At 64.7% G+C, this 21,852-nt stretch carries 27 protein-coding genes; 15 read left to right on the plus strand and 12 right to left on the minus strand.

The features are described 5' to 3' along the window. Positions 1–212 precede the first annotated feature (212 nt). The 8 genes from ACTJKX_RS11015 to ACTJKX_RS11050 all read left to right on the plus strand — a co-directional run bounded on the left by ACTJKX_RS11015 (position 213) and on the right by ACTJKX_RS11050 (position 7,123). Positions 213–944, plus strand: coding sequence for a transglycosylase domain-containing protein (locus tag ACTJKX_RS11015; protein WP_440725284.1), 732 nt, complete (start codon positions 213–215; stop codon positions 942–944). A gap of 168 nt (positions 945–1,112) precedes the next feature. Beyond that, positions 1,113–1,298 (plus strand): 50S ribosomal protein L32, encoded by a 186-nt coding sequence (gene rpmF / locus ACTJKX_RS11020; protein ID WP_068294749.1) that lies wholly within the window; start codon positions 1,113–1,115, stop codon positions 1,296–1,298. A gap of 447 nt (positions 1,299–1,745) precedes the next feature. After that, the gene (locus tag ACTJKX_RS11025) at positions 1,746–2,306 is read left to right on the plus strand and encodes a F0F1 ATP synthase subunit delta (RefSeq protein WP_322433608.1); all 561 of its coding nucleotides are present in this window, start codon (positions 1,746–1,748) and stop codon (positions 2,304–2,306) included. Further along, on the plus strand, positions 2,306–3,832 hold the full coding sequence (atpA, locus tag ACTJKX_RS11030; protein WP_440725285.1) for a F0F1 ATP synthase subunit alpha: 1,527 nt from the start codon (positions 2,306–2,308) through the stop codon (positions 3,830–3,832). The genes ACTJKX_RS11025 and atpA overlap by 1 nt, the downstream gene beginning before the upstream one ends. Before the next feature lie 29 nt (positions 3,833–3,861). Next, on the plus strand, positions 3,862–4,737 hold the full coding sequence (locus tag ACTJKX_RS11035; protein WP_440725286.1) for a F0F1 ATP synthase subunit gamma: 876 nt from the start codon (positions 3,862–3,864) through the stop codon (positions 4,735–4,737). Between the two features lie 54 nt (positions 4,738–4,791). Beyond that, positions 4,792–5,196 carry an organic hydroperoxide resistance protein gene (locus ACTJKX_RS11040; RefSeq protein ID WP_311934622.1) on the plus strand — a complete coding sequence of 135 codons (405 nt, stop codon included), beginning with the start codon at positions 4,792–4,794 and terminating at the stop codon, positions 5,194–5,196. 37 nt (positions 5,197–5,233) lie between these two features. Continuing rightward, entirely contained in the window at positions 5,234–6,664 is a 1,431-nt protein-coding gene (gene atpD, locus ACTJKX_RS11045; protein ID WP_068294763.1) for a F0F1 ATP synthase subunit beta, read from the plus strand. A 57-nt stretch (positions 6,665–6,721) separates the two neighbouring features. Continuing rightward, entirely contained in the window at positions 6,722–7,123 is a 402-nt protein-coding gene (locus ACTJKX_RS11050) for a F0F1 ATP synthase subunit epsilon (RefSeq protein WP_394311059.1), read from the plus strand. 132 nt (positions 7,124–7,255) lie between these two features. On the opposite strand, the gene ACTJKX_RS11055 is transcribed toward ACTJKX_RS11050, so the two are convergent. Further along, positions 7,256–7,468, minus strand: a complete 213-nt coding sequence (locus ACTJKX_RS11055; protein ID WP_322433605.1) for a hypothetical protein — start codon at positions 7,466–7,468, stop codon at positions 7,256–7,258. A 374-nt stretch (positions 7,469–7,842) separates the two neighbouring features. Here ACTJKX_RS11055 and betI point away from each other — a divergent pair, with 374 nt between their 5' ends. The 3 genes from betI to betA all read left to right on the plus strand — a co-directional run bounded on the left by betI (position 7,843) and on the right by betA (position 11,774). Beyond that, on the plus strand, positions 7,843–8,394 hold the full coding sequence (betI, locus tag ACTJKX_RS11060; protein WP_440725287.1) for a transcriptional regulator BetI: 552 nt from the start codon (positions 7,843–7,845) through the stop codon (positions 8,392–8,394). A 137-nt stretch (positions 8,395–8,531) separates the two neighbouring features. Next, positions 8,532–9,995, plus strand: coding sequence for a betaine-aldehyde dehydrogenase (gene betB / locus ACTJKX_RS11065; RefSeq protein WP_440725288.1), 1,464 nt, complete (start codon positions 8,532–8,534; stop codon positions 9,993–9,995). A gap of 120 nt (positions 9,996–10,115) precedes the next feature. Continuing rightward, positions 10,116–11,774 carry a choline dehydrogenase gene (gene betA / locus ACTJKX_RS11070; protein WP_440725289.1) on the plus strand — a complete coding sequence of 553 codons (1,659 nt, stop codon included), beginning with the start codon at positions 10,116–10,118 and terminating at the stop codon, positions 11,772–11,774. Between the two features lie 146 nt (positions 11,775–11,920). On the opposite strand, the gene ACTJKX_RS11075 is transcribed toward betA, so the two are convergent. Continuing rightward, complete coding sequence (locus ACTJKX_RS11075; RefSeq protein ID WP_440725290.1) at positions 11,921–12,943, minus strand: TIM44-like domain-containing protein; 1,023 nt, start codon at positions 12,941–12,943, stop codon at positions 11,921–11,923. A gap of 412 nt (positions 12,944–13,355) precedes the next feature. On the opposite strand from ACTJKX_RS11075, the gene obgE reads away from it, so the two are divergent. Together obgE and ACTJKX_RS11085 are read left to right on the plus strand one after the other, a co-directional pair. Then, positions 13,356–14,405, plus strand: a complete 1,050-nt coding sequence (gene obgE, locus ACTJKX_RS11080; RefSeq protein WP_367626655.1) for a GTPase ObgE — start codon at positions 13,356–13,358, stop codon at positions 14,403–14,405. Between the two features lie 68 nt (positions 14,406–14,473). Continuing rightward, positions 14,474–14,956 (plus strand): hypothetical protein, encoded by a 483-nt coding sequence (locus ACTJKX_RS11085; RefSeq protein ID WP_311934630.1) that lies wholly within the window; start codon positions 14,474–14,476, stop codon positions 14,954–14,956. A gap of 69 nt (positions 14,957–15,025) precedes the next feature. Here the strand turns inward: ACTJKX_RS11085 and ACTJKX_RS11090 are convergent, their stop codons facing one another. Continuing rightward, positions 15,026–15,487, minus strand: a complete 462-nt coding sequence (locus ACTJKX_RS11090; RefSeq protein WP_440725291.1) for an Hsp20 family protein — start codon at positions 15,485–15,487, stop codon at positions 15,026–15,028. A 207-nt stretch (positions 15,488–15,694) separates the two neighbouring features. On the opposite strand from ACTJKX_RS11090, the gene ACTJKX_RS11095 reads away from it, so the two are divergent. Both ACTJKX_RS11095 and ACTJKX_RS11100 read left to right on the plus strand, forming a co-directional pair. Beyond that, positions 15,695–15,952, plus strand: coding sequence for a DUF1272 domain-containing protein (locus tag ACTJKX_RS11095; RefSeq protein ID WP_394311071.1), 258 nt, complete (start codon positions 15,695–15,697; stop codon positions 15,950–15,952). A 98-nt stretch (positions 15,953–16,050) separates the two neighbouring features. Next, complete coding sequence (locus ACTJKX_RS11100) at positions 16,051–16,662, plus strand: urease accessory protein UreE (RefSeq protein WP_440725292.1); 612 nt, start codon at positions 16,051–16,053, stop codon at positions 16,660–16,662. 141 nt (positions 16,663–16,803) lie between these two features. On the opposite strand, the gene ACTJKX_RS11105 is transcribed toward ACTJKX_RS11100, so the two are convergent. From ACTJKX_RS11105 to ACTJKX_RS11145, 9 genes are all read right to left on the minus strand, one after another. Beyond that, positions 16,804–17,100: a GCG_CRPN prefix-to-repeats domain-containing protein gene (locus ACTJKX_RS11105; protein WP_440725293.1), complete on the minus strand. Its 297-nt coding sequence runs from the start codon at positions 17,098–17,100 to the stop codon at positions 16,804–16,806. A gap of 83 nt (positions 17,101–17,183) precedes the next feature. Continuing rightward, positions 17,184–17,639 (minus strand): periplasmic heavy metal sensor, encoded by a 456-nt coding sequence (locus tag ACTJKX_RS11110; protein ID WP_311934635.1) that lies wholly within the window; start codon positions 17,637–17,639, stop codon positions 17,184–17,186. Between the two features lie 2 nt (positions 17,640–17,641). Continuing rightward, entirely contained in the window at positions 17,642–18,085 is a 444-nt protein-coding gene (locus tag ACTJKX_RS11115) for a hypothetical protein (protein WP_394311074.1), read from the minus strand. Then, positions 18,078–18,431 (minus strand): hypothetical protein, encoded by a 354-nt coding sequence (locus ACTJKX_RS11120; RefSeq protein WP_394311076.1) that lies wholly within the window; start codon positions 18,429–18,431, stop codon positions 18,078–18,080. Before ACTJKX_RS11120 ends, ACTJKX_RS11115 begins: the two co-directional genes overlap by 8 nt. Next, a complete protein-coding gene (locus ACTJKX_RS11125; RefSeq protein WP_440725294.1) occupies positions 18,424–18,969 on the minus strand; it encodes an RNA polymerase sigma factor in 546 nt (181 codons plus the stop codon). The genes ACTJKX_RS11120 and ACTJKX_RS11125 overlap by 8 nt, the downstream gene beginning before the upstream one ends. A 44-nt stretch (positions 18,970–19,013) precedes the next feature. Then, on the minus strand, positions 19,014–19,463 hold the full coding sequence (locus tag ACTJKX_RS11130) for an EF-hand domain-containing protein (protein ID WP_440725295.1): 450 nt from the start codon (positions 19,461–19,463) through the stop codon (positions 19,014–19,016). Between the two features lie 169 nt (positions 19,464–19,632). Continuing rightward, positions 19,633–20,007 carry a hypothetical protein gene (locus ACTJKX_RS11135; protein WP_440725296.1) on the minus strand — a complete coding sequence of 125 codons (375 nt, stop codon included), beginning with the start codon at positions 20,005–20,007 and terminating at the stop codon, positions 19,633–19,635. A gap of 32 nt (positions 20,008–20,039) precedes the next feature. Beyond that, a complete protein-coding gene (locus ACTJKX_RS11140; RefSeq protein ID WP_311934641.1) occupies positions 20,040–20,786 on the minus strand; it encodes a lysophospholipid acyltransferase family protein in 747 nt (248 codons plus the stop codon). A 206-nt stretch (positions 20,787–20,992) separates the two neighbouring features. Beyond that, positions 20,993–21,811 (minus strand): hypothetical protein, encoded by an 819-nt coding sequence (locus ACTJKX_RS11145; protein WP_440725297.1) that lies wholly within the window; start codon positions 21,809–21,811, stop codon positions 20,993–20,995. Positions 21,812–21,852 lie beyond the last annotated feature (41 nt).

Genomic DNA, 21,852 nt, shown 5'->3' on the forward strand with positions numbered 1-21,852 from the left:
GAGTGTCGGCCTTCTTGCCGACATCCTGGTCGCCGACGAGCACGTTTTTTTCACGATGTCGGCCAGGAGGCCGACACTCCGCATTTCCTTCGGATGAAAACTGCAGCCGTCGTGCTGGGGCGGGTCGTCACCACCTCTTCGCGACGAGCCGGGTGCGCTGGCTGGCGCTTTGCGCTATGACGAGGCGTGAAACGAGGGATCGGGCAGGGGTGATGGCTGACGCGGCAGCGCCCGAAGACAGGCCGGAACTTGGGGTTGCAATGGCCGTCAGGAGAAGCTCGCGCACGCTATGGCGGCGCCTCGTCATGGTTGCCGTGGGGCTCGCAGCCCTGCCCGTGGTGCTCACCATCCTCTACACGGTGGTGCCGCCGATCTCGCTGCCCATGCTGGGACGCTATCTCACCGGCCAAGCCGTCGACCGGCGCTGGACGCCGATAGAGAACATCGCGCCGGTCGCCCGCTTCTCGGTGATGGCCTCCGAGGATGGCCAGTTCTGCCGTCACTGGGGTGTCGATTTCGGCGCCATCGCGGACGTGCTGGAACGCGGCGGCGAAAAGGGCCCTTCGCGCGGCGCCTCCACCATCGCGATGCAGACGGTGAAGAATCTCTATCTGTGGCCGCTGCCGACCTTCGCCCGCAAGCCGCTCGAGGTACCGCTGGCCGTGTGGACCGACCTGGTCTGGTCGAAGAAGCGCGTGCTGGAGGTCTATCTCAACGTGGCGGAATGGGGAGACGGCATCTACGGCATCGAGGCGGCAGCCCAGCATTATTTCAAGAAGCCGGCTTCCAGGCTCAATGCCCGCGAGGCGGCCCAGCTCGCCGTGGTGCTGCCCAATCCGATCCGCCGCAGCGCCGGCTCGCCGACGCGGCGCCTGCGCAACCTGGCCGGCCTGATCGTCAACCGCGCCCGCAACTCGTCCGGCTATTTCGACTGTGTGAGATAAGGTCTGCAGCTCCGCGGTCCCGGCCGCGCTATTTCCCGGACGAAAGAATCTCGCGCCAGCCTCTTTCTTCCTGAGTTCTCTTCCTGTATAGGCTGCGCCTTCAATCGATTTTGTCATCGGCCTGTCGTGACTGTCACGGCATCCGCACGCCACGAAGAAGATACCCCAATGGCTGTTCCGAAGCGAAAAACCTCCCGCATGAAGCGCGGCTTCCGCCGTTCCGCTGATGCCCTCAAGGCTCCGACCTATGTCGAGGACAAGGATTCGGGCGAACTGCGTCGTCCGCATCATGTCGATCTGAAGACCGGCATGTATCGCGGCCGCCAGATCCTGACCCAGAAGTCCGACGCCTGAGATTGCGCGCGGTTCTCCGCGCGGCATCTCGTCCGGGCCGGCTGATTGCCGGCCCTTTTGTTTGTCTTGAGTACGGGCGCCGGGGCGGGGCCCGGAACTTTTCGTGCACTGAAAACACGGGACCTGACGCGCGGGCGTGCGGCCGAATCCGACCTCCGATCCGGGATGGCGGAAGGTGTCCTCGCCGCTCTCATTCGAGAACCGTGACAAACGGGGCGGGTTCTGCCGGTGGATTGAGGTTTTTTCGCCGCGTTTTCGGTGTTTCCCTCTTGTTGCGTCGGCCAAGCCTGTGTGTTAGGTGAGCGCTCGTGTTGCAGGGGCGGGACCTTGTCCTTCCTGCAACCGTGAGGAAATTCAACATATCCGCCAAGGGGTTGGGCGGTCGGGTGCGGGGAATCCCGGCTGGACTGCTGTTCTCCCGAAGTGGTTTCAGCAGAGAGACACGCGGTGGCAGGGGAAGAACCGATCGTATCCGGCATGGCAAGCCGCTATGCCAATGCCTTGTTCGAGCTCGCCAGTGAGCAGAACGCCATCGATTCCGTTGCAGCCGATCTTGGCCGTTTCAATGGCCTCGTCGAGGAAAGCGCCGATCTCAAGCGCCTCGTCCGCAGTCCCGTCTTTTCCTCCGAAGAGCAGACCAAAGCCGTAACGGCCGTGCTCGAGCGCGCCGGCATCGGTGGTATTGCCGCCAATTTCATCAAGCTCGCCGCCCATAACCGCCGCCTCTTCGCGGTTGGCGACATGATCTCCGCCTTCACCGCGCTGGTCGCCAAGGCGCGCGGACAGGCGAGCGCCGAAGTCACGGCGGCCCAGCCGCTCTCCGACGACAATCTCAATGTCCTCAAGGACTCGCTCAAGAGCGCGACCGGCAAGGACGTCACCCTCAACGTCAAGGTCGACCCGAGCCTGATCGGCGGTCTGATCGTCAAGATCGGCAGCCGTATGATCGACGCCTCGCTCAAGACCAAACTCCAATCGATCAAGATCGCCATGAAAGAGGTCGGCTGATGGACATCCGCGCCGCAGAAATTTCCGCCATTCTGAAGGACCAGATCAAGAATTTCGGCCAGGAAGCCGAAGTTTCCGAAGTCGGTCAGGTTCTCTCCGTCGGTGACGGTATTGCCCGCGTCTATGGCCTCGACAACGTCCAGGCCGGTGAGATGGTCGAGTTCCCTGGCGGCGTGCGTGGCATGGCGCTGAACCTCGAAACCGACAATGTCGGTATCGTGCTGTTCGGTTCCGACCGCGAGATCAAGGAAGGCGACACCGTCAAGCGCACCCGCGCCATCGTGGACGTGCCGGTCGGCAAGGGCCTGCTCGGCCGCGTGGTTGACGCCCTCGGCAACCCGATCGACGGCAAGGGCCCGATCCAGGCCGACCACCGCGCCCGCGTGGACGTCAAGGCGCCCGGCATCATCCCGCGCAAGTCGGTGAACGAGCCGATGGCGACTGGCCTGAAGGCCATCGACGCCCTGATCCCGATCGGCCGCGGCCAGCGCGAGCTGATCATCGGCGACCGCCAGACCGGCAAGACCGCCGTGGCGCTCGACACCATCCTCAACCAGAAGCCGCTCAACCAGGGCGACGACGAGACCAAGAAGCTCTATTGCGTCTATGTCGCCGTCGGCCAGAAGCGCTCCACCGTCGCCCAGTTCGTCAAGGTGCTGGAAGAGAACGGTGCGCTCGACTACTCGATCGTCGTCGCCGCGACCGCTTCCGACCCGGCCCCGATGCAGTTCCTGGCGCCCTTCGCCGGCTGCGCCATGGGCGAATATTTCCGCGACAACGGCATGCATGCCGTGATCATCTATGACGATCTGTCCAAGCAGGCCGTCGCCTATCGCCAGATGTCTCTGCTGCTGCGCCGCCCGCCGGGCCGTGAAGCCTATCCGGGCGACGTGTTCTACCTGCACTCCCGTCTGCTCGAGCGCGCCGCCAAGATGGGCAAGGACGCCGGTTTGGGATCGCTGACCGCCCTGCCGGTCATCGAAACCCAGGCCAACGACGTGTCGGCCTACATTCCGACCAACGTGATCTCGATCACCGACGGCCAGATCTTCCTCGAGACCGACCTCTTCTACCAGGGCATCCGTCCTGCCGTGAACGTGGGTCTGTCGGTGTCGCGCGTCGGCTCCTCGGCACAGACCAAGGCGATGAAGAAGGTTGCCGGCAAGATCAAGGGCGAGCTCGCCCAGTATCGCGAAATGGCCGCCTTCGCCCAGTTCGGCTCCGACCTCGACGCCACCACGCAGCGTCTGCTCGCCCGCGGTGCCCGCCTGACCGAGCTCCTGAAGCAGGGCCAGTTCTCGCCGCTGAAGATGGAAGAGCAGGTCGTGGTGATCTACGCCGGCGTCAACGGCTATCTCGACAAGATCGAGGTCAGCAAGGTGAAGCCCTTCGAAACGGGTCTGCTCGCCAAGCTGCGCGCCGAGGGCTCGATCCTCGAGGCGATCCGTTCTTCCGGCGATCTCAGCGACGACGTTGCCGCCAAGCTCAAGGACCAGGTCGAGGCGTTCGCCAAGACCTTCGCCTGATCCGCAAGCACTGATAGGAAGGCGAAGCGATGGCATCGCTTAAGGACCTTAGAAACCGCATTGCCTCGGTGAAGGCGACGCAGAAGATCACCAAGGCCATGCAGATGGTCGCGGCCGCCAAGTTGCGCCGCGCCCAGTCAGCGGCCGAGGCGGCGCGTCCCTATGCCGAGCGTATCGACGCCGTGCTGGCCAATCTCGCCGGCTCGATCGCCGATCCGCGCCAGGCTCCGCCGCTGCTGGCGGGGAACGGCAAGGACCAGACCCATCTGCTGGTGGTCTGCACCGGCGAGCGTGGCCTGTGCGGTGCGTTCAACACCTCGATCGCCCGCCTTGCCCGCGAGCAGGCGACGGCGCTGCTCGGCCAGGGCAAGACGGTGAAGATCCTGTGCGTTGGGCGCAAGGGCTTTGACGTGCTCAAGCGCCAGTTCGAGAAGCACATCATCGAGCTGGTCGATTTCCGCTCCGTTCGTCAGCTCGGCTTCGAGCATGCCGATCAGGTCGGTGCGAAGATCCGCAAGCTCTACGCCGAAGGCGCCTTCGACGTCTGCACGCTCTATTATTCGACCTTCAAGTCGGTGATCTCGCAGATCCCGACCGCCAAGCGGCTGATCCCGGCCGAAGTGCCGGTCGTCCAGGAAGGCGCGCAGAAGGTTGCCTATGACTATGAGCCGGACGAGGGCGCCATCCTCGCCGATCTCCTGCCGCGCAACATCTCGGTGCAGGTGCTGCGCGCCTTGCTCGAGAACAATGCCTCCTTCTATGGAGCGCAGATGAGCGCCATGGACAACGCCACCCGCAATGCCGGCGAGATGATCAAGAAGCAGACGATCACCTACAACCGCACGCGCCAGGCGATGATCACCAAGGAACTGATCGAAATCATCTCGGGTGCGGAAGCACTCTAAGGCGTTTGCGGCCTTTGCAGGCCGCGATCGCATATGGGAACAAGGAGATTCGTGATGTCTTATACGACTTCTGCCTCGACCAAGGGTGGCCGTGAAGGCCGTGCGATTCTCGACAATGGCGGGCTGGCGCTCGCCATGGCGTTCCCCAAGGAGCTGGGCGGCAATGGCGAAGGCCACAACCCCGAGCAGCTCTTCGCGCTGGGCTATTCGGCCTGCTATGGCCAGGCGATCGTGGCGCTGGGCCGCAAGCATGGCATCGATGGCAACACGGCCAAGATCACCTGCCAGGTCACACTGAGCAAGGACGATGTCAGCTTCGCTCTCGCGGTGGAGCTGAAGGTCCATGTTCCCGGCGCCGATCCTGCCGCCGTCAAGGCCCTGGTCGAAGAAGCCCACCAGATCTGCCCCTATTCCCGGGCGACGCGCAACAACGTGCCGGTCACGTTGACCGTCGTCTGATCCGTTTCAAGTATAGAAGAGACTTTTGGAGAACCCCATGGCCAACAAGACCGGACGCGTTGTGCAGGTCATCGGCGCCGTCGTCGACGTGCAGTTCGACGAGCATCTGCCCGAGATTCTGAACGCGCTTGAGACCACCAACAACGGCCAGCGCCTCGTGCTGGAAGTCGCCCAGCATCTGGGCGAATCCACCGTGCGCTGCATCGCCATGGACGTGTCCGAAGGTCTGGTCCGCGGCCAGGAAGTCACCGACACCGGCACCCCGATCGCCGTGCCGGTCGGTAATGCCACGCTCGGCCGCATCATGAACGTGATCGGCGAGCCGATCGATGAAGCCGGTCCGGTCAACGGTGACGGCGTTCGCCCGATCCACGCTGCGGCGCCCACCTTCGCCGAGCAGTCGACCGAAGCCCAGATCCTGGTCACCGGCATCAAGGTCGTCGACCTCCTGGCTCCCTACGCCAAGGGCGGCAAGATCGGCCTGTTCGGCGGCGCCGGCGTCGGCAAGACCGTGCTCATCCAGGAACTGATCAACAACATCGCCAAGACCCATGGCGGCTTCTCGGTGTTCGCCGGCGTCGGCGAGCGCACCCGCGAAGGCAATGACCTCTATCACGAGTTCATCGAAGCCGGCGTGAACGACGATCCGCACAACCCCAAGGGCATCCAGTCGAAGTGCGCCCTGGTGTTCGGCCAGATGAACGAGCCGCCGGGTGCCCGCGCCCGCGTCGCCCTGACCGGCCTGACCGTCGCCGAGAACTTCCGCGACCAGGGCCAGGACGTGCTGTTCTTCGTGGACAACATCTTCCGCTTCACCCAGGCCGGCTCGGAAGTGTCGGCGCTTCTCGGCCGTATTCCTTCGGCCGTGGGCTATCAGCCGACGCTCGCCACCGACATGGGCGCACTGCAGGAGCGCATCACCACCACGACCAAGGGCTCGATCACCTCGGTGCAGGCCATCTACGTGCCGGCCGACGACTTGACCGACCCGGCGCCCGCCACCTCCTTCGCCCATCTGGACGCCACGACCGTGCTGTCGCGCTCGATCGCTGAAAAGGGCATCTATCCGGCGGTCGACCCGCTCGACTCCACCTCGCGCATGCTCTCCCCGGCCGTGGTCGGCGAGGAACACTATGCGGTGGCTCGTTCGGTCCAGCAGATCCTGCAGCGCTACAAGTCTCTGCAGGACATCATCGCCATTCTCGGCATGGACGAACTGTCCGAAGAGGACAAGCTCACCGTGGCCCGCGCGCGCAAGGTCGAGCGCTTCCTGTCGCAGCCCTTCGACGTCGCCAAGGTGTTCACCGGCTCGGACGGCGTGCAGGTTCCGATCGAGGACACCGTCAAGGGCTTCAAGGGCATCGTGGAAGGCCAGTACGACTACCTGCCGGAAGCCGCCTTCTACATGGTCGGCACCATCGAGCAGGCCGTCGAGAAGGGCAAGCGCCTCGCCGCCGAGGCTGCGTAACAAGGCTAATGGGGGCGCCGCCAGGCGCCCCTCTTCTGGAAATCAAGGACCGCATCGATGGCCAGCTTCCAATTCGAACTCGTCACGCCTGAGAAGCTGCTGTTCTCCGGCCCTGTCGAATCCGTCGTCGTGCCGGGCAGCGAAGGCGATTTCGAGGTGCTGTCCCAGCACGCTCCGGTGATGTCGACCATTCGGCCCGGCATCATCGTGGTCAAGGAAACCGCCGGCGGCTCGTCCCGTCATCTGTTCGTGCGCGGCGGCTTCGCGGACGTCAATCCGCAGGGCCTCACCATCCTGGCCGAGCAGGCCGTTCCGATCGAGGAACTGACGCCCGACAAGCTGAGCCAGGAAATTGCGGCCGCCGAGGCTGCGGTCCAGGCCGCCGTCGACGATGCCGCCAAGGCCCTGGCCGATCTCAAGCTCGGCCAGATCAAGGAATTGCAGAAGGCGCTGAGCTGAGTTCGCTCATCCTTTCGTTCTGAAAAGCGCGCTTCGGCGCGCTTTTTGTTTTTGCGAGGGCGGAAAGCCACGATCGCAGCAAAGCGAAGATCGCACCATGCCCGGCATGGTGCGACGACATTCGCGCTTCGCTCAGCCGTTCAGCTGGATCGTGGTCAGCAGGGCCTTGGCGACTTCGGTCGTGACGCGGCGCTTGTAGCGCTCGTGGACCACCTGCCCGTTATGGAAGACCTTGTGCTCGACATAGACCATATGGCCATCCCAGCGCAGGACATTATCCGTTTCCGTCGTCTCGATGACATTAAGCCCTGGTACGAGTTGGCCTTCGGTCGACTTGTCGCGCATCCGGTTGTTCCTCCCGTCTGATTCCTGGAGCAAAGCGCGCTCATGACTGAGCGCTTATGTGCTCCAGCTCCTTGTTTTCAGGCCAATCCACCGGATTGGCTAGAGCGCCTTGGCGATTTTTGGTGATTCCGCAAATCGCGAACGCTTGGGCTCGTCGCACGCCAGCATGCCGCCTTCGCAGGAAAATGGAAAGGGGATCGACGCCGGTCTCCAATTCCGATCGCCGCCAAGAATCGGCGTCGGCATGGCGATCGGCTCTTGACTGATTGAACGTTCAAAATATTGTATTGGCCATGGCCGCTCAACTCACCTCAACCAACCAACGCCCGATCCGTCTGCGTCGCGTCGACGCCGGAGATGTGAGGCGTCGGCAGTTGATCGAAGCGACCATCGAGGCGATCGGCGAACTCGGCTTCAATGCTACGACGATTGCGGAGATTGCCCGGCGCGCGGACGTCTCCACTGGCCTGGTCTCCTTCTATTTCGGGGACAAGGACGGGCTCCTGGAAGCGACCCTGCGTCATCTCGCCCGGCAGTTGTCGCGGGGGGCCGCAGCCCGCCTGCGCGACGCCACTACGCCGCGGGCCCGTGTCCAGGCGGTGATCGATACGATGCTCGGTGTCAGCCAGTTCGAACGGCGCATCGGCACGGTCTGGCTGGCTTTCTGGGGACAGGTGCCGCATTCGCCGCGCTTTGCCCGGGTACAGCGGGCCTATCATCGCCGCATTGCGGGCAATCTCGCCCATGCGCTGCTGCCGGTGCTGCGGCCGGAGCCGGCGCGGGCGCTGGCCGAGACCATCGCCGCGATGATCGACGGGCTTTGGCTGCGCGCCACCCTTGCCAATGATCCGGATGGCCGCATGGCCAGGAGTGTGGCGACCGGTTTCGTCGACAGTCAGTTCATGCTGCTCGGCCTCAGCCGCTGAGGTCAGGCGCCGGGAGTTGGCGCCGAGGATTGGCCGGAGGCGAGGGCGCCGGCTTGCATTTGGAAGTTGAGTTCATATCGAAAAGCGGAAAACGGCTCCGAACAAGCGGCGGCCCTTCCAGGCGGGGAGTTTGAAGAATGCGCTACGGCGTTGTGAAGAACCATATCGGCGGCGCCTTCGTCGACGCCACCTCGGGCGAGACCTTCCCCTCGGTCGATCCGGCCACCGGCGAGACCATCGCCGAGGTCGAGCAGGCCGGCGATGCCGACATCGAGCGGGCGATCGAGGCGGCCAAGGCCGGCTTCAAGGTGTGGTCGCGCATGACGGGCGCCGAGCGCGGCCGCATCCTCAAGCGCACCGCCGACATCCTGCGCGAGAAGAATGCGGCGCTGGCCGAGATCGAGACGCGCGATACCGGCAAGCCGATCCAGGAAACCATCGCCGTCGACGTGCTGTCGGGCGCCGACTGCCTCGAATATTTCGCCGGCATCGCCGCCACCCTCACCGGTGAGCATGTCGATCTCGGCCCGTCTGCCTTCGGCTATACCCGCCGCGAGCCGCTCGGTGTCGTCGCCGGTATCGGCGCTTGGAACTACCCGATCCAGATCGCCTGCTGGAAATCCGCCCCGGCGCTCGCCTGTGGCAACGCCATGATCTTCAAGCCCTCCGAGGTCACGCCGCTGACCGCGCCCTATCTCGCCGAGGCCTTCAAGGAAGCCGGCCTGCCGGATGGCGTTTTCAACGTGGTGCAGGGTGATGCCCGCGTCGGCAAGGCACTGGTCGCCCATCCTGCCATCAAGAAGATCTCGCTGACGGGCGAGGCTGGCACCGGCCGCATCCTCATGGCCAATGCCGCCAAGACGCTGAAGCATGTCACGCTGGAACTCGGTGGCAAGTCGCCCCTGATCGTGTTCGAGGACGCCAAGCTCGACAATGCCGTCTCCGGTGCCCTGCTCGGCAATTTCTATTCGGCCGGCGAGGTCTGCTCGAACGGCACGCGCGTCTTCGTGCACAAATCGGTGAAGGACGCCTTCCTTGCCAAGCTCAAGGCGCGGGTCGAGAAGATGGTGATCGGCGATCCCCTCGATCCCAACACCCATGTCGGTGCGCTCGTCAGCCAGGAGCACCTGGAAAAGGTGATGTCCTATGTCGAGAAGGGCAAGGCCGAAGGCGCCAGACTGCTCACCGGCGGCCATCGCGTCACCACCGGTGCGCTCGCCAAGGGCGCCTTCGTTGCCCCCACCATCTTCGATGGCTGCCAGGACGATATGGCCATCGTGCGCGAGGAGATCTTCGGCCCGGTGATGACGGTGCTGAGCTTCGAGGACGAGGACGAGGTCGTCACCCGCGCCAACGACACCGAATATGGCCTGGCGGCCGGCGTGTTCACCAATGACCTGTCCCGTGGCCATCGGGTGATCGCCAATCTCGAGGCCGGCACCTGCTGGATCAACCAGTACAACGTCACGCCGATCGAGCTGCCCTTCGGCGGGGTGAAGCTCTCCGGCCTCGGGCGCGAGAATTCGCGCGCGGCGGTAGAGCACTACACCCAGATCAAGAGCGTCTACGTCGCCCTGGGCGACATCGAGGCGCCGTACTGAGCTCTGGGAACGCGGACGTCACAGCGACATGCCGGCATGTCCCGGCGTCCGCACCTGGAAACGCGACGATTGCAGGATGGGACGAGCGGACGAGACGTCCGCGCACCCCGGGATTGAACCATGACCGAAACATTCGACTATGTGATCGTGGGCGCCGGCTCGGCTGGCTGCGTAATGGCCAACCGCCTCACCGAGGATGGCACGCATCGCGTCAAGCTGCTGGAATTCGGCGGCAGTGACGGCTCGGTGTTCATCCAGATGCCGAGCGCGCTCTCCATCCCGATGAACTCGCCGCGCTATGACTGGCGCTACCATGCCGAGCCTGAGCCGGCGCTGGGGGGACGCAGCCTGCACACCCCGCGTGGCAAGGTGCTGGGCGGTTCCTCCTCGATCAACGGCATGGTCTATATCCGCGGCAATGCCCTGGACTACGATGCCTGGCAGGACGCAGGCGCGCGGGGCTGGAACTACGCCGGCGTGCTGCCCTATTTCCGCCGGGCGGAAGGGCGCGAGGAGGGCGGGGACGAATATCGCGGCGCCGACGGCCCGCTCAAGACTTCCTATGGCAAGCTCGCCAACCCGCTCTACCAAGCCTTCATCGATGCGGCCGTCGAAGCCGGCTATCCGGCCACCGATGATGTGAACGGCTATCAGCAGGAAGGCTTCGGCCGCATGGACATGACGGTCCATAAGGGTCGGCGCTGGTCCACGGCCAATGCTTATCTCAAGCCGGCGATGAAACGGGCCAATCTCTCGGTAGAGACGCATGCGCTGGCAAGCCGCATCCTGTTCGAGGGCAGGAAGGCGGTCGGCGTCGAATATTGGCAGGGCTCCGTGCTCAAGCGCGTGATGGCGCGGCGGGAGGTGATCCTGGCGGCCGGGCCGATTAACGATCCCCAACTGCTGAAGGCCTCGGGTGTGGGGCCGCAGGCCGAACTCAAGGGCTTCGGCATCGACATCGTGCACGATCTGCCCGGCGTCGGCGAGAATCTGCAGGACCATCTCGAATTCTATTTCCAGATGGCGAGCACGCAGCCGATCACCCTCTATTCCGTCACCAACCCGATCGCCAAGGGCATGGTCGGCGTGCAGTGGCTGCTGCGCAAGGACGGCCTCGGCGCCACCAACCATTTCGAGAGCTGCGGCTTCATCCGCTCGCGCGCCGGCATTCCCTATCCCGACATCCAGTATCACTTCCTGCCGATGGCGGTGAGTTACAACGGCAATTCGCTCGCTTCCGAGCATGGTTTCCAGGCCCATGTCGGGCCGATGCGCTCCAAGAGCCGCGGCCATATCCGCCTGAAATCGCGCGATGTGCGCGAGGCGCCGCTGATCCGCTTCAACTATATGAGCCACCCCGACGACTGGACGGAGATGCGGGCCTGCGTCAGGCTGACCCGCGAGATCTTCCAGCAGAAGGCCTTCGAGCCCTATCGCGGCCGCGAGATCTCGCCCGGTGCCGACGTCACCTCGGACGAGGCGATCGATGCCTTCATCGCCCAGCATGTCGAGAGTGCCTTCCACCCGTCCGGTACCTGCAAGATGGGTGATCCGGCCGATCCGATGACGGTGGTGGATTTCGAGACGAAGGTGGTGGGTCTGGAGAATCTGCGCATCGCCGATTCCTCGATCATCCCGCTGATCACCAACGGCAACCTCAACGCGCCCTCGATCATGATCGGCGAGAAGGCGTCCGACCACATCCTCGGCAAGCCGCTGCTGGCGCCCTCCAACGCGCCGGTCTATCAAGCCAAGGATTGGCAGACGCAGCAGCGATAGGCCAGCCGGGCATCACGGCGGCTGATGCAAAGCGCGGCAAAGGGCGCCGGGTCTTCAGCCCCGCCAAAGCCCCGGCGGAGACATGGCAGTTGGAACCATGGCTACTCGGGCTGGCCTGAAGACCAGCCCGACAGGGACTTCAAGCGTCAGGCTTCCTGGATCGCCGAGAGCTTCCAGTCTTCGCCGCGGCGGCGCACGAAGGTCCAGATCTCCGTCGTTTCGCTGGGCTCGTCCTTGCCTTCCACGATCGCGCCCGTGGTGCGGTCGCGCAGGACGTCGACCGACTGGTAGCGGAAAGCGGCGCTGACATAGTCCTCATCACCTTCGCGCCAGGCTTCGGCAATGTCGGCCTGGAGCAGGCGCGTGTCGCGCACGTCGTTGCGGACGCCGCGCTTGGCGTTGTCGGCCAGTTCTTCGGAGAAGTAGGATACGATTTCCGGCGTCGTCAGGCGGCGCAGGGCGGCGTGATCCTCCTTGGCGAAGGCATCCTGGACCTCGGTCAGCCGGTGCTCGAAGGTGTCGAGATCGGCCTGCGTGGTCTCCAAGGCCTCGCCACGGGCAGGGCTGGCCGCCGCCGGGGATGACAGGCCGAAGAAACCGGTGCGGCCGCTCGTGGTCGGCTGCGCATCGCGGTTGAAGCCCTGATTGCCCAGGCCCTGATTGCCCAAGCCCTGGTTGCCAAAGTCGAAGCCGCGCGACATTTGCGGCCCGCCTGCCGTCGCAGTCGAGGGCGTGCGGCGCGAACGCCACCAGGAGATCGCGAAGAAGGCGATCACGGCGATCAGGGCCGCCTGCAGCAGGAAGCCGAGCATGCCGGCGAGGCCACCGAAGCCATAGCCCAGCAGTGCGCCGATCAGGCCGCCGACCAAAAGGCCGCGCATCAGGCCGCCGGCGCCGCCGAACAGGCCGGGCCGCTGCTGCGCGGCGCCTTGCGCCAGCGGCGAAGCGGGCTGCGTCGTGCTCGGGCCGGGATTGGGGGTCATCGAACGCTGGACCGGGGCGGCCTGGTCCGGCGCTGTGCGGGTAGCCGGCACGGAATCATAGGTGCGCGCGCCACGGCTGCCGATGCTGCCGCCGCGGCGGGCCTCGGACAGATCCACCGCCGCCAGCGTAAACGCCAGGGACAGGGCGGTGACCAGGGAAAAGAGACGAGTCTTGCTGAAGCGCATGATCGGCAACCTATCTTGCTGTTGCCCGCTTCGATGTCTACGAACGGGCCCTTTTTCAGCGGTCCGACATCACGTGCGCATCAAGCGCGACGTCAGAGGGGCCCGGCCCGCGTCCGGAATGTGGGGGCGTGGCAGGGGCGATGCAAGTGTATTTCCTGTAATCATTGCCGCCGGCACGGCGGCAGACCATCAAAACCGGCGCCACCGGGGGCAGTCGCTCTCGGCCGCAGGGCAGAGCGGTCTATATGAAATCCCTCGCTTTTTACCCGCAAAGGCACTATGTCAGCGCCATCAGCTAGATAGCATCGACAGTGTGGGCGTGGGCCGTTCGGCTTGCGCAGCGGGAGAATTGGCCGAGAGACCTCGTTTCGGATCTGGCTTGACCATCTTCCATGAGGACTAGAACCGAGCCATGAAGTTTCTCGATCAAGCCAAGATCTACGTCAAAGCCGGCGATGGCGGTGGGGGCGCTGTGTCCTTCCGGCGCGAAAAATTCATCGAATTCGGCGGCCCCGACGGCGGCGACGGTGGCAAGGGCGGTTCGGTCGTGGCCGAATGCGTCGACCATCTCAACACGCTGATCGACTATCGCTACCAGCAGCATTTCAAGGCGCGCGTCGGTATGCATGGCATGGGCCGCAACCGCACTGGCGCCAATTCGCCCGACGTGGTGCTGAAGGTGCCGGTCGGCACCCAGATCTATGAGGAGGACGGCGAGACCATGATCGCCGACTTCACCGAGGTCGGCCAGCGCGCCCTGATCTGCAAGGGCGGCAATGGCGGCTTCGGCAACGCCTATTTCAAGACCTCGACCAACCAGGCGCCGCGCCGCGCCAATCCCGGCCTGCCGGGCGAGGAGAAGACGATCTGGCTGCGCCTCAAGCTGATCGCCGATGCGGGCCTGGTCGGCCTGCCCAATGCCGGCAAGTCGACCTTCCTGGCCACGGTGACGGCCGCCAAGCCCAAGATCGCCGACTATCCCTTCACCACGCTCTATCCTGGCCTCGGCGTCGTCCGGGTTGACGGGCGCGAATTCGTGCTCGCCGACATTCCCGGCCTGATCGAAGGCGCCCATGAGGGGCACGGCCTCGGCGACCGCTTCCTCGGTCATGTCGAGCGCTGCCGCGTGCTGCTGCATCTGGTCGACGGCACCTGCGAGCACGCCGGCAAGGCCTACAAGATCATCCGCAACGAGCTGGCCGCCTATGGCGGGGATCTGGCCACCAAGCCGGAGATCGTAGCGCTGTCGAAGACGGATTCGCTCTCGCCCGAACTGCTGAAGGAACAGGTGGCGCGGCTGAAGCGGGCGGCGAAGAAGACGCCGATCATCCTGTCATCCATCTCCGGTGCCGGCGTGCAGGAGGCCCTGCGCGAGCTTTTCGAGGTAATCGGTGCGGCCAAGGCCGCCGACGCCATCATCGAAAAACCGGTTTTGGAAAAGAACAATACCTGGCAACCCTGACCAGATTGCTGTGAACTTTTCGGTTCTGATCGGTGTTGAGTTGTCGGATGGGGGCAGGAGTTGAAGCAATGGCCTTGAGCAAGACGACAGTGCTGTCGCGCCTGTTGGCCGGAGCCTTCCTGGCGCTTGCGGCCCTGGTCGTGGCCATGCCCGCGCTTGCCGATACGCTAACGCCGAAGGCTGCGATCCGGGTGATGACGCAGGCCGGCTATTCCGGCATCGGCGGCGTGACCCATGACCTCAATTTCTATTACGCAGCTGCCGTCGACGCCAAGCATCGGCGCGTACGCGTGACCGTCGACGACCAGAGCGGCAAGATCGTCGCCGTGGTGCCGCTGCGGGGCAGTGGTGCGGCATTGCCGGCACGACAGGCCCTGAGGCCGATGCCTCCGCTGCAGCAGACGCAAATCAAGCCGGTGCCCCGCATCGTCCCGCTTACCGTGCCGCCCCCGGCGCTGCGAACGCCCGGAAGCTACGCCTACCCGCTCAATTCGAGGGGGCAGCTGACGCCGGGTTGGTGCCGCTACCGCCAGATCGCGCCGGGGTGCTGAGGAAGCACCCAACGCAAAGGGCGCCCCGGTTTCCCGGAGCGCCCTGACTTTCCATTCTATCCTGTTGGCTTAGGCAGCCTTGGCTTCAACCTGCCGGGGAGCCGATCCATTGATCGGGATCAGCCGGGGCTTCTTGGCCTCCGGGATCTCGCGGACAAGATCGACATGGAGCAGGCCGTTCTCGAGGCTGGCACCCGTCACCTGGACGTAATCGGCGAGCTGGAAGCGGCGCTCGAAAGCGCGGGCGGCGATACCCTGATGCAGGATCTCACCCTTGCTGGCTTCCTTGCTCTCGGACTTCTCGCCGCGAATGGTGAGGGAGTTTTCCTTCACTTCGATGGCGATGTCGCTCTCGGCGAAGCCGGCGACGGCAACCGAGATGCGGTAGGTGTTATCCGAGGTGCGCTCGATGTTATAGGGCGGGTAAGTGGTGGCCGAAGTATCGACGCCGGCGACCTGATCGAGCGCCGAGAACAGGCGGTCGAAACCAACGGTGGAACGGTAAAGGGGCGAAAAATCAAACTGACGCATGGCTATCCTCCTTTGAAGCGACAAGCCGTTGAAATGCTCCGCCATCTGGCCGGAGCTGACATGTGCATCCCGTCCGGGCCTGCACAAACCATGATTTGGTGCGGGTTTCGGCGGTTTCAAGGGGTGGGGGGCGATTCTTGATCGGGCTTGTCTTGAGCGTCCGATCGCGCAAGATGGCCTGGTTCCAGGCCGTTCTCCAGGTGAGTCATGCTGAAACTGCGCCCCAATTGCGAATGCTGCGACAGGGACCTGCCTCCCGATGCGCGTGACGCGATGATCTGCACTTTCGAGTGCACCTTCTGCGCCGATTGCGCGGCGGATGCCTTCGATGGCACCTGCCCCAATTGCGGCGGCGACCTCGTGCGCCGGCCGGTCCGTCCTGCCGCCCTGCTGGCCAAATACCCGCCTTCGACGGAGCGCGTATTGCGGGACGGCGACTGTCTTGCCAGGCGCGATGCGGCCTGAGCCGCCGGCGTCATTCGCCGGCCCGGCGACGATTTCGCCCCTGCACATCGGCGCGAAGCAGTCTATATGAGGCAGTGAGACCCCTGCAGGAAACATCCATGCTTCACGCCCATTCTTTCGTGCCGGCCCGCGAGGTCGAAGCCAAGTCCATTGCCGATAGTGTCGTGCTGACCTTCGAGGATCGCTGCCAGCGCCAGGGCGTGGTGCAGACGGTGGGTGGCCTCGATATCCTGGTCGACCTCTCCGAGGCGCCGGCGCTTGCCCATGGCGATGCCTATCGGCTGGAGGACGGCCGGCTGATCGAGATCGTGGCCGAGGCCGAGCCCTTGCTCGAGATCAAGGGCCGCGACCCCCTGCACCTGATGCGTCTGGCCTGGCATCTCGGCGACCGCCACCGCGAAACCGAGATCGGGGCGAAATGGCTGCGCATCCGCCAGGATGCCGCGATCGCCGAAGTCCTCAAAGGGCTCGGCGCCAAGGTCGTGGCGATCGAAGGGCCGTTCCAGCCGGAGGGCGGGGATCACAGCCACGACGCGCATGGACACGATCATGGCCATCATCACGGCCATGATCACAAGCACGACCATCATCATCACCATGATCACGGGCATGAGCATGGTCACGACCATGACCACCATCACCATGGTGATGCTTGCGGTTGTGGGCACGACCATGAGCACGGGCATCACGGCAAGCACGGCCACGACTGAGCGGCGAGCGGGCTACGGCCGGGAGTATGGCGCCGGAAAGCCAGCGCCATTTTCGGAAAATGGGATGCGACGGCAGGATTTGCAGCACCGGATCCGCTTCCGGACCCGGTGCTTTGGGCGATCAGCCTGTCGCAGCTCGGCCTACCAGCGATGCCAGGCGTGCCTGTAATAGGGGCGGTGCCAGCCATAACCGCCGCCCCAGCCGTAATAGTAGACGGGGCGGCTCCAGCCATAGCTGTAGACCGGATATTGCGGCACGCAGCGCCCCCAGATGTTGGGACGCCAGCCAGGGCCGCAGCCCCAGGCCACCTGCTGCACCAAGGGCGTGGAGGCGGGGTTGGAGGCAGCCAGCGGCATGGCCGAGGCGCCTGTGGTCGTGGCGGCCAGGCCGGGCAAGCCGAGCGTGGCGATGGCGGCGATTTGAATGATACGCTTCATGATGGAACTCCACCGGATACTGCTTGCGGAAGGCCGGCGTGGCCTCCTGCGAGCTTGAACGCAGTCCGCAGGGAAATCCGTCGCTATTGAGCGGATTTCTTCGGCGGTGGCGGCGGCGCGTGGATATAGCGACTCAGCCCTTCGGCCAGGATGGCGCGATCGGCCGGCGAACTCGTGGCCGCGAATTCGACGATGCGCTGTTCGAGTCCGGCCCGCATGGCGGAATCGGCGATGCGGGCGCGCTCCAGGGCCGCAAGCAGGGCCGGGGCATCCAGTGTCGGTTGCCGCAATAGGGCGGCGGCATCGCGCCGAGCCTGCTGTCCGTCGAGGATTGTCTGCCGCGCCTGATGGCGCGCCTCGCGCAGGGTCTTGTAGAAGGCATCGCGTTCCGGCGCCGGAAGCTGGTTGCCCAGGGCCTGCAGCGAGGCACGCGGGACGGATCTGCGCGCCTCGAACCAGACGATACCGCCGGCGATCGCCCCGGCCAGGAAGATGTTGAGGGCGATCGAGACGATGAGGGGGACGCGCGCGCCGGCCATGATCACGATCCTTCCTCGCTGATCTCGGTATCAGGCCCGGCGTCTCCGAAAGCCGTGACCGTCGCGCCCAGACCGAGATGCTCTGTCCTTGTCGGCGCATCGAGCAGGGCGATTGCCAGGGTTCCCGCCAGGGCGCCGGCAAGACCGGCGCCTGCGAGGCCGAGGCCGAGCCACCAGCGGCGGGTCCGGCGGCGGGGAGCAAGGCTGGCGGTTCCGGCCGCCACGACCCGGGCATGGAGATCGGCGGTTGGGGACGGGACCGTATAGCGATCCAGCATGGCGTCGAGTTGGGCGGCAGCCTGCAGGATGGCCTGCCCCTCGGCGCTCGACGCAAAGGCCATGGCTGCAGCCCGTTCGGCTTCCGGCCAGTGCTGCAGGCGGCTGCCATGGCTGTCGGCAAGGGCGGCAAAACGCCTGGCATCCATTGGTGTGGGTCGGTCAGGCATGGGAGCCGCTCCCTGACAGCAGGGCTTCAAGCTTGTCCGAACGGGACCGGCGGACGGGTGCTGCGAGGCGCTGCGGGAGGCCGGTGGCTGTCCGGCCTTGGGGAATGGGAGCGGCTGCATTGCCCTGTCCTGCAGCCTGGAGGCGGATGCAGCCATGTTCCTCGATGCCGCGCAGCGCCAGGTCGAGGCGGCCGGCCCGTGCGAGAATATGCCGGCCCTGCGGTGTCAGTGCGAAGGCGCGCCCGGCGCTACGCTCGGATGCGGGCCAGGTCTCCATCACCGCGCCATAGGCGGCGGCGAGGGCCGCAAAACGCTCTGCACTCATCGCGAAGGGAGCTTCAGTCATGGTCGGCCTTCCTGATCAGGAGCGATTGCAGAGAACGGCGTCCGCGGGCAAGCAGGCTCTCCAGCGCCTCGACGCTGATTTCCATGGCCGCGGCGGCCTCGATATTGGACATCGCCTGATAGTAGGTCAGGACGATGGCTTCCCGCTGCCGCGGAGCAATGGCCTGCAAGGCTCGCTCGACATGGTCGCTGGCCTCCTCGATCCCGCTGGTCGCCGGATGGTCCGCAGGGGCGGCCAATTCGGGTAGATCGAGGCCTGTCCACTCCCTGCGGCGGCGCAGGCGGTCATAGCAGAGATTGAGCGCGACACGATGGATCCAGGTGTCGAATCGGGCTGCGCCGGGCCGCCAGCGCGCCGCATTGCGCCAGATCCGCAGGAAGGTCTCCTGCGCGACATCCTCGGCCTCAGCGGCATCGCCCAGCATGCGGCGCGCCAAAGCGAGCAGCCGGGGCAGCTTGCGTGAGACCAGGGCCTGCATGGCGGCATCGTCGCCCGAACCGATCCGGCGCACCAACTCCTCGTCTGGATCGGACACCATGGCCAGGCGCACTCCCGGGACTCATCGAGGGCCATGGTCCAGCATCATTGCGCCGGTTTGGCAGCCGATTTGTGGCCCGGCAGTTCCTCGCGGGCGAGCGCGCCGTCCTTGTTGGCATCGAGCCGGGCAAAACGCTTGGCGAAGAAGGCGTCGAGTTCGGCCTTGTCGAGGAAGCCGTCCTTGTTGGTATCGAGGCGAACGAAGGATTTGGCCGGGTCGGTCTTGGCGTTCCGTTTGGTCTGGAAGGCGCTCCATTCCGCCAGGCTGACCTTACCGTCGCCATCGGTATCCGCCTTCATCAGGGCCTTCTCGCGGCGGGCCTGGAATTCGGCAAGGCTGAGTCCGACCTTGGCCGGTGCGTTGGATTGTGAAGGGGCCTGAGGAGCGGGGGCCTGGGCGGCCGGGGTCTCGGACGGCGCCGGTTGCGTCGTCTGTGCCATAGCGGCTGCGGCCGGCAAGGCCAGCATCAAGGCAAGGATCGAACGGCCGATCATGGGCATCTCCTGGGACAGATCGCGCGGATAGCAGCGCGAGGGACGCCATTTGAACGGCGGGGCCAGGAAAATCCGTCGGTCGGGCGGCAAAGAAGTTTGCGGTCCGAAACACCTTGCGATCTGACGGAGACAAGCCGTCTCGCAAGGGCGTGTTGCGACAGGTCGGCGTTCAGTGCCGGCCGTCGAGATCGCGAATGGCTGCCGCCCGCGCTGACGGATCCCCGGCCAGGAGATGCACGTGGACTTCGCAGGCGCCGGCCCCGGCTGCTGTCGCGAGCATGGCGAGGAGATCGTCGCCGCCCTGGCCGGCCTCACCGATCCACACACAGGCACCGCCTGCATCGACCGCGATCAGGACGGCATCGACATAATCAGGGCATTGGGCGATCGGATAGACCGAGACCAGATAGGAACGGCCTGATATGCCGACCCAGCGACGGAAGCGCGATGCCGCCGCCGGCGCATCGCGGCCCAAGGCGGCCAGCGTCGTGCACAGGCGGTGCTCGGGCGACGATGAACGAGAACGAATCGCGATCTGTGTCATGGAACAAATCTAGAACATCGCTTGCCGTGGCGTCAAGCGATTCGGGTTTGTTCCGCTGCCAGGGGGCCGCGGGCCTCTGCAAGCAGCCGGTCCGACGCCGTCTCGATGTCGTTCACGAGGCGCTCGAAGAAGACCGTCTTGTCCTGGCCGGCCGGTATGGCCGGCAGGATTTCCATCACCAGCCTGCCAGGCTGGCGGATGAACTGGCGCCGCGGCCAGAAATGCCCCGAATTGAGGGCAACCGGAACGCAGGGAACGTCGAACTCGCTGTAGAGATAGACCACGCCATATTTGTAAGCCGGCTCGGCGGCGGGCGCCCGGCGGGTCCCCTCGGGGAAGATCACGATCTGCCGGCCCCGGGCGAGTTCGCGCTCACCATCCGCCTTCATCTGCTTCATCGCCTTGGAGCGGGCGCCGCGGTTGACAGCGATCATCTGCGCCTTGGCGGCGAGCCAGCCGAAGACGGGCAGCCACATCAGTTCGCGCTTGAGCACGTAGCAGGGATCCTCGCAGACGAGGAACATGGCGAAGATGTCCCAGGTCGACTGGTGCTTGGCGGCGACCAGAACCGGCCCGGGCGGCAGGTTCTCCCGCCCGCGAATCTCGCAGGTGATGCCGGCGATGTGGCGCATCAGGAAGATATTCACCCGCGCCCAGTTCTTCACGATCCAGAGCAGTGCAGCGCGCGGCATCAGCAATGTCGGCAACGCCAGGATCATCCACAGGACGATGTTGACATAGAAGGCCAGGTTGAACAGGAGCGAGCGCAATACGAGCATGAACTGGATCATTCGAGGGATGCTGGTGCGGCTATAGCAGAATTGACGGCGGATGCCTCCCTCTTCATTGCCGGTCGACCAGGGACTGTCATCTTCGGGGGAGGGGGAGCAAACTTTGTTGCCCGAGGCAAACGTCTCTTGCTTGGCGGAACTCTCGCGCGCGACTTTTGCGACCAGGGGAATGGCAGTTGTCGCGGTACGGCCGGCTATTTCAGTGTTGCTATGATCGCGTCGACGTCCATGCAATCCTGCGTTGATGGGTTTTGTCCGGCGCGCTCGTCGATCGCCATCGCCGCATCGTGTGCCTTCCGGACCCGGGCGACCATCGCCGGCGACTGATCCTTCATCAGCATGTCGGAGGTGAGATCCGTCACCTGCATGGCGCGCCTGTTGAGTTCAAGCTTGGTGCAGCTACCGGCCGCCGGAGCATCCTTATCATCCTCGTCCGTGGGCAACATGTTCGCCGCCGCAGCGGCTGCCAATTGGACCGTGGCAACGGCGAGATCGCAGGCCGGAGCGAACTCGGCGGCCTTGTCCTCGCGATAGATGCACTCGAAATTGTACGCCTTGGCGTTCGCGATCGTGAACACATAGCGTTTGATTTGCGGGCGCTCCTTGCCAAAAGGCATTCGAGCGTTCTGGAAGACCATGTCGATGGCGGGCTGTCCGAGCATCTTGGTCATGGATGAGGATTTGAGCTTGATCAAAGGCAGATTCGCGATCGCCTTCGTGAAGGCATCCGTAATTTCCTGACGTGTCTTCTCGCTCACTTCCTTGAAATCTCCCAAAGCACGCGGGCCGAGAAAGGTGATGATGACGTCTCCGTTCGCCGGCGAAGATGCGGTCACACCCGTCACATCGCCGGTTCCGTCGGCGAACTCGCGATCCAGTGCGAAATTCAAGGGATAGCTGAAGGTATAGGAGCCGTCGACGGATTGGAAAGTCCGGGCGTCTTGTGCGGCGGCAGCGGTCGGCAAGGCCGCCGCCAGCGCCAGTAAATAGCCGGCTCGTGCAAGAAATGACATAATCTATCTTCTGTGAGTTTCTACGGGACTGTTTTGCTGCG

This window comes from Labrys sp. 22185, assembly GCF_052045555.1.
GTDB classification, from domain to species: Bacteria; Pseudomonadota; Alphaproteobacteria; order Rhizobiales; family Labraceae; genus Labrys; species Labrys neptuniae.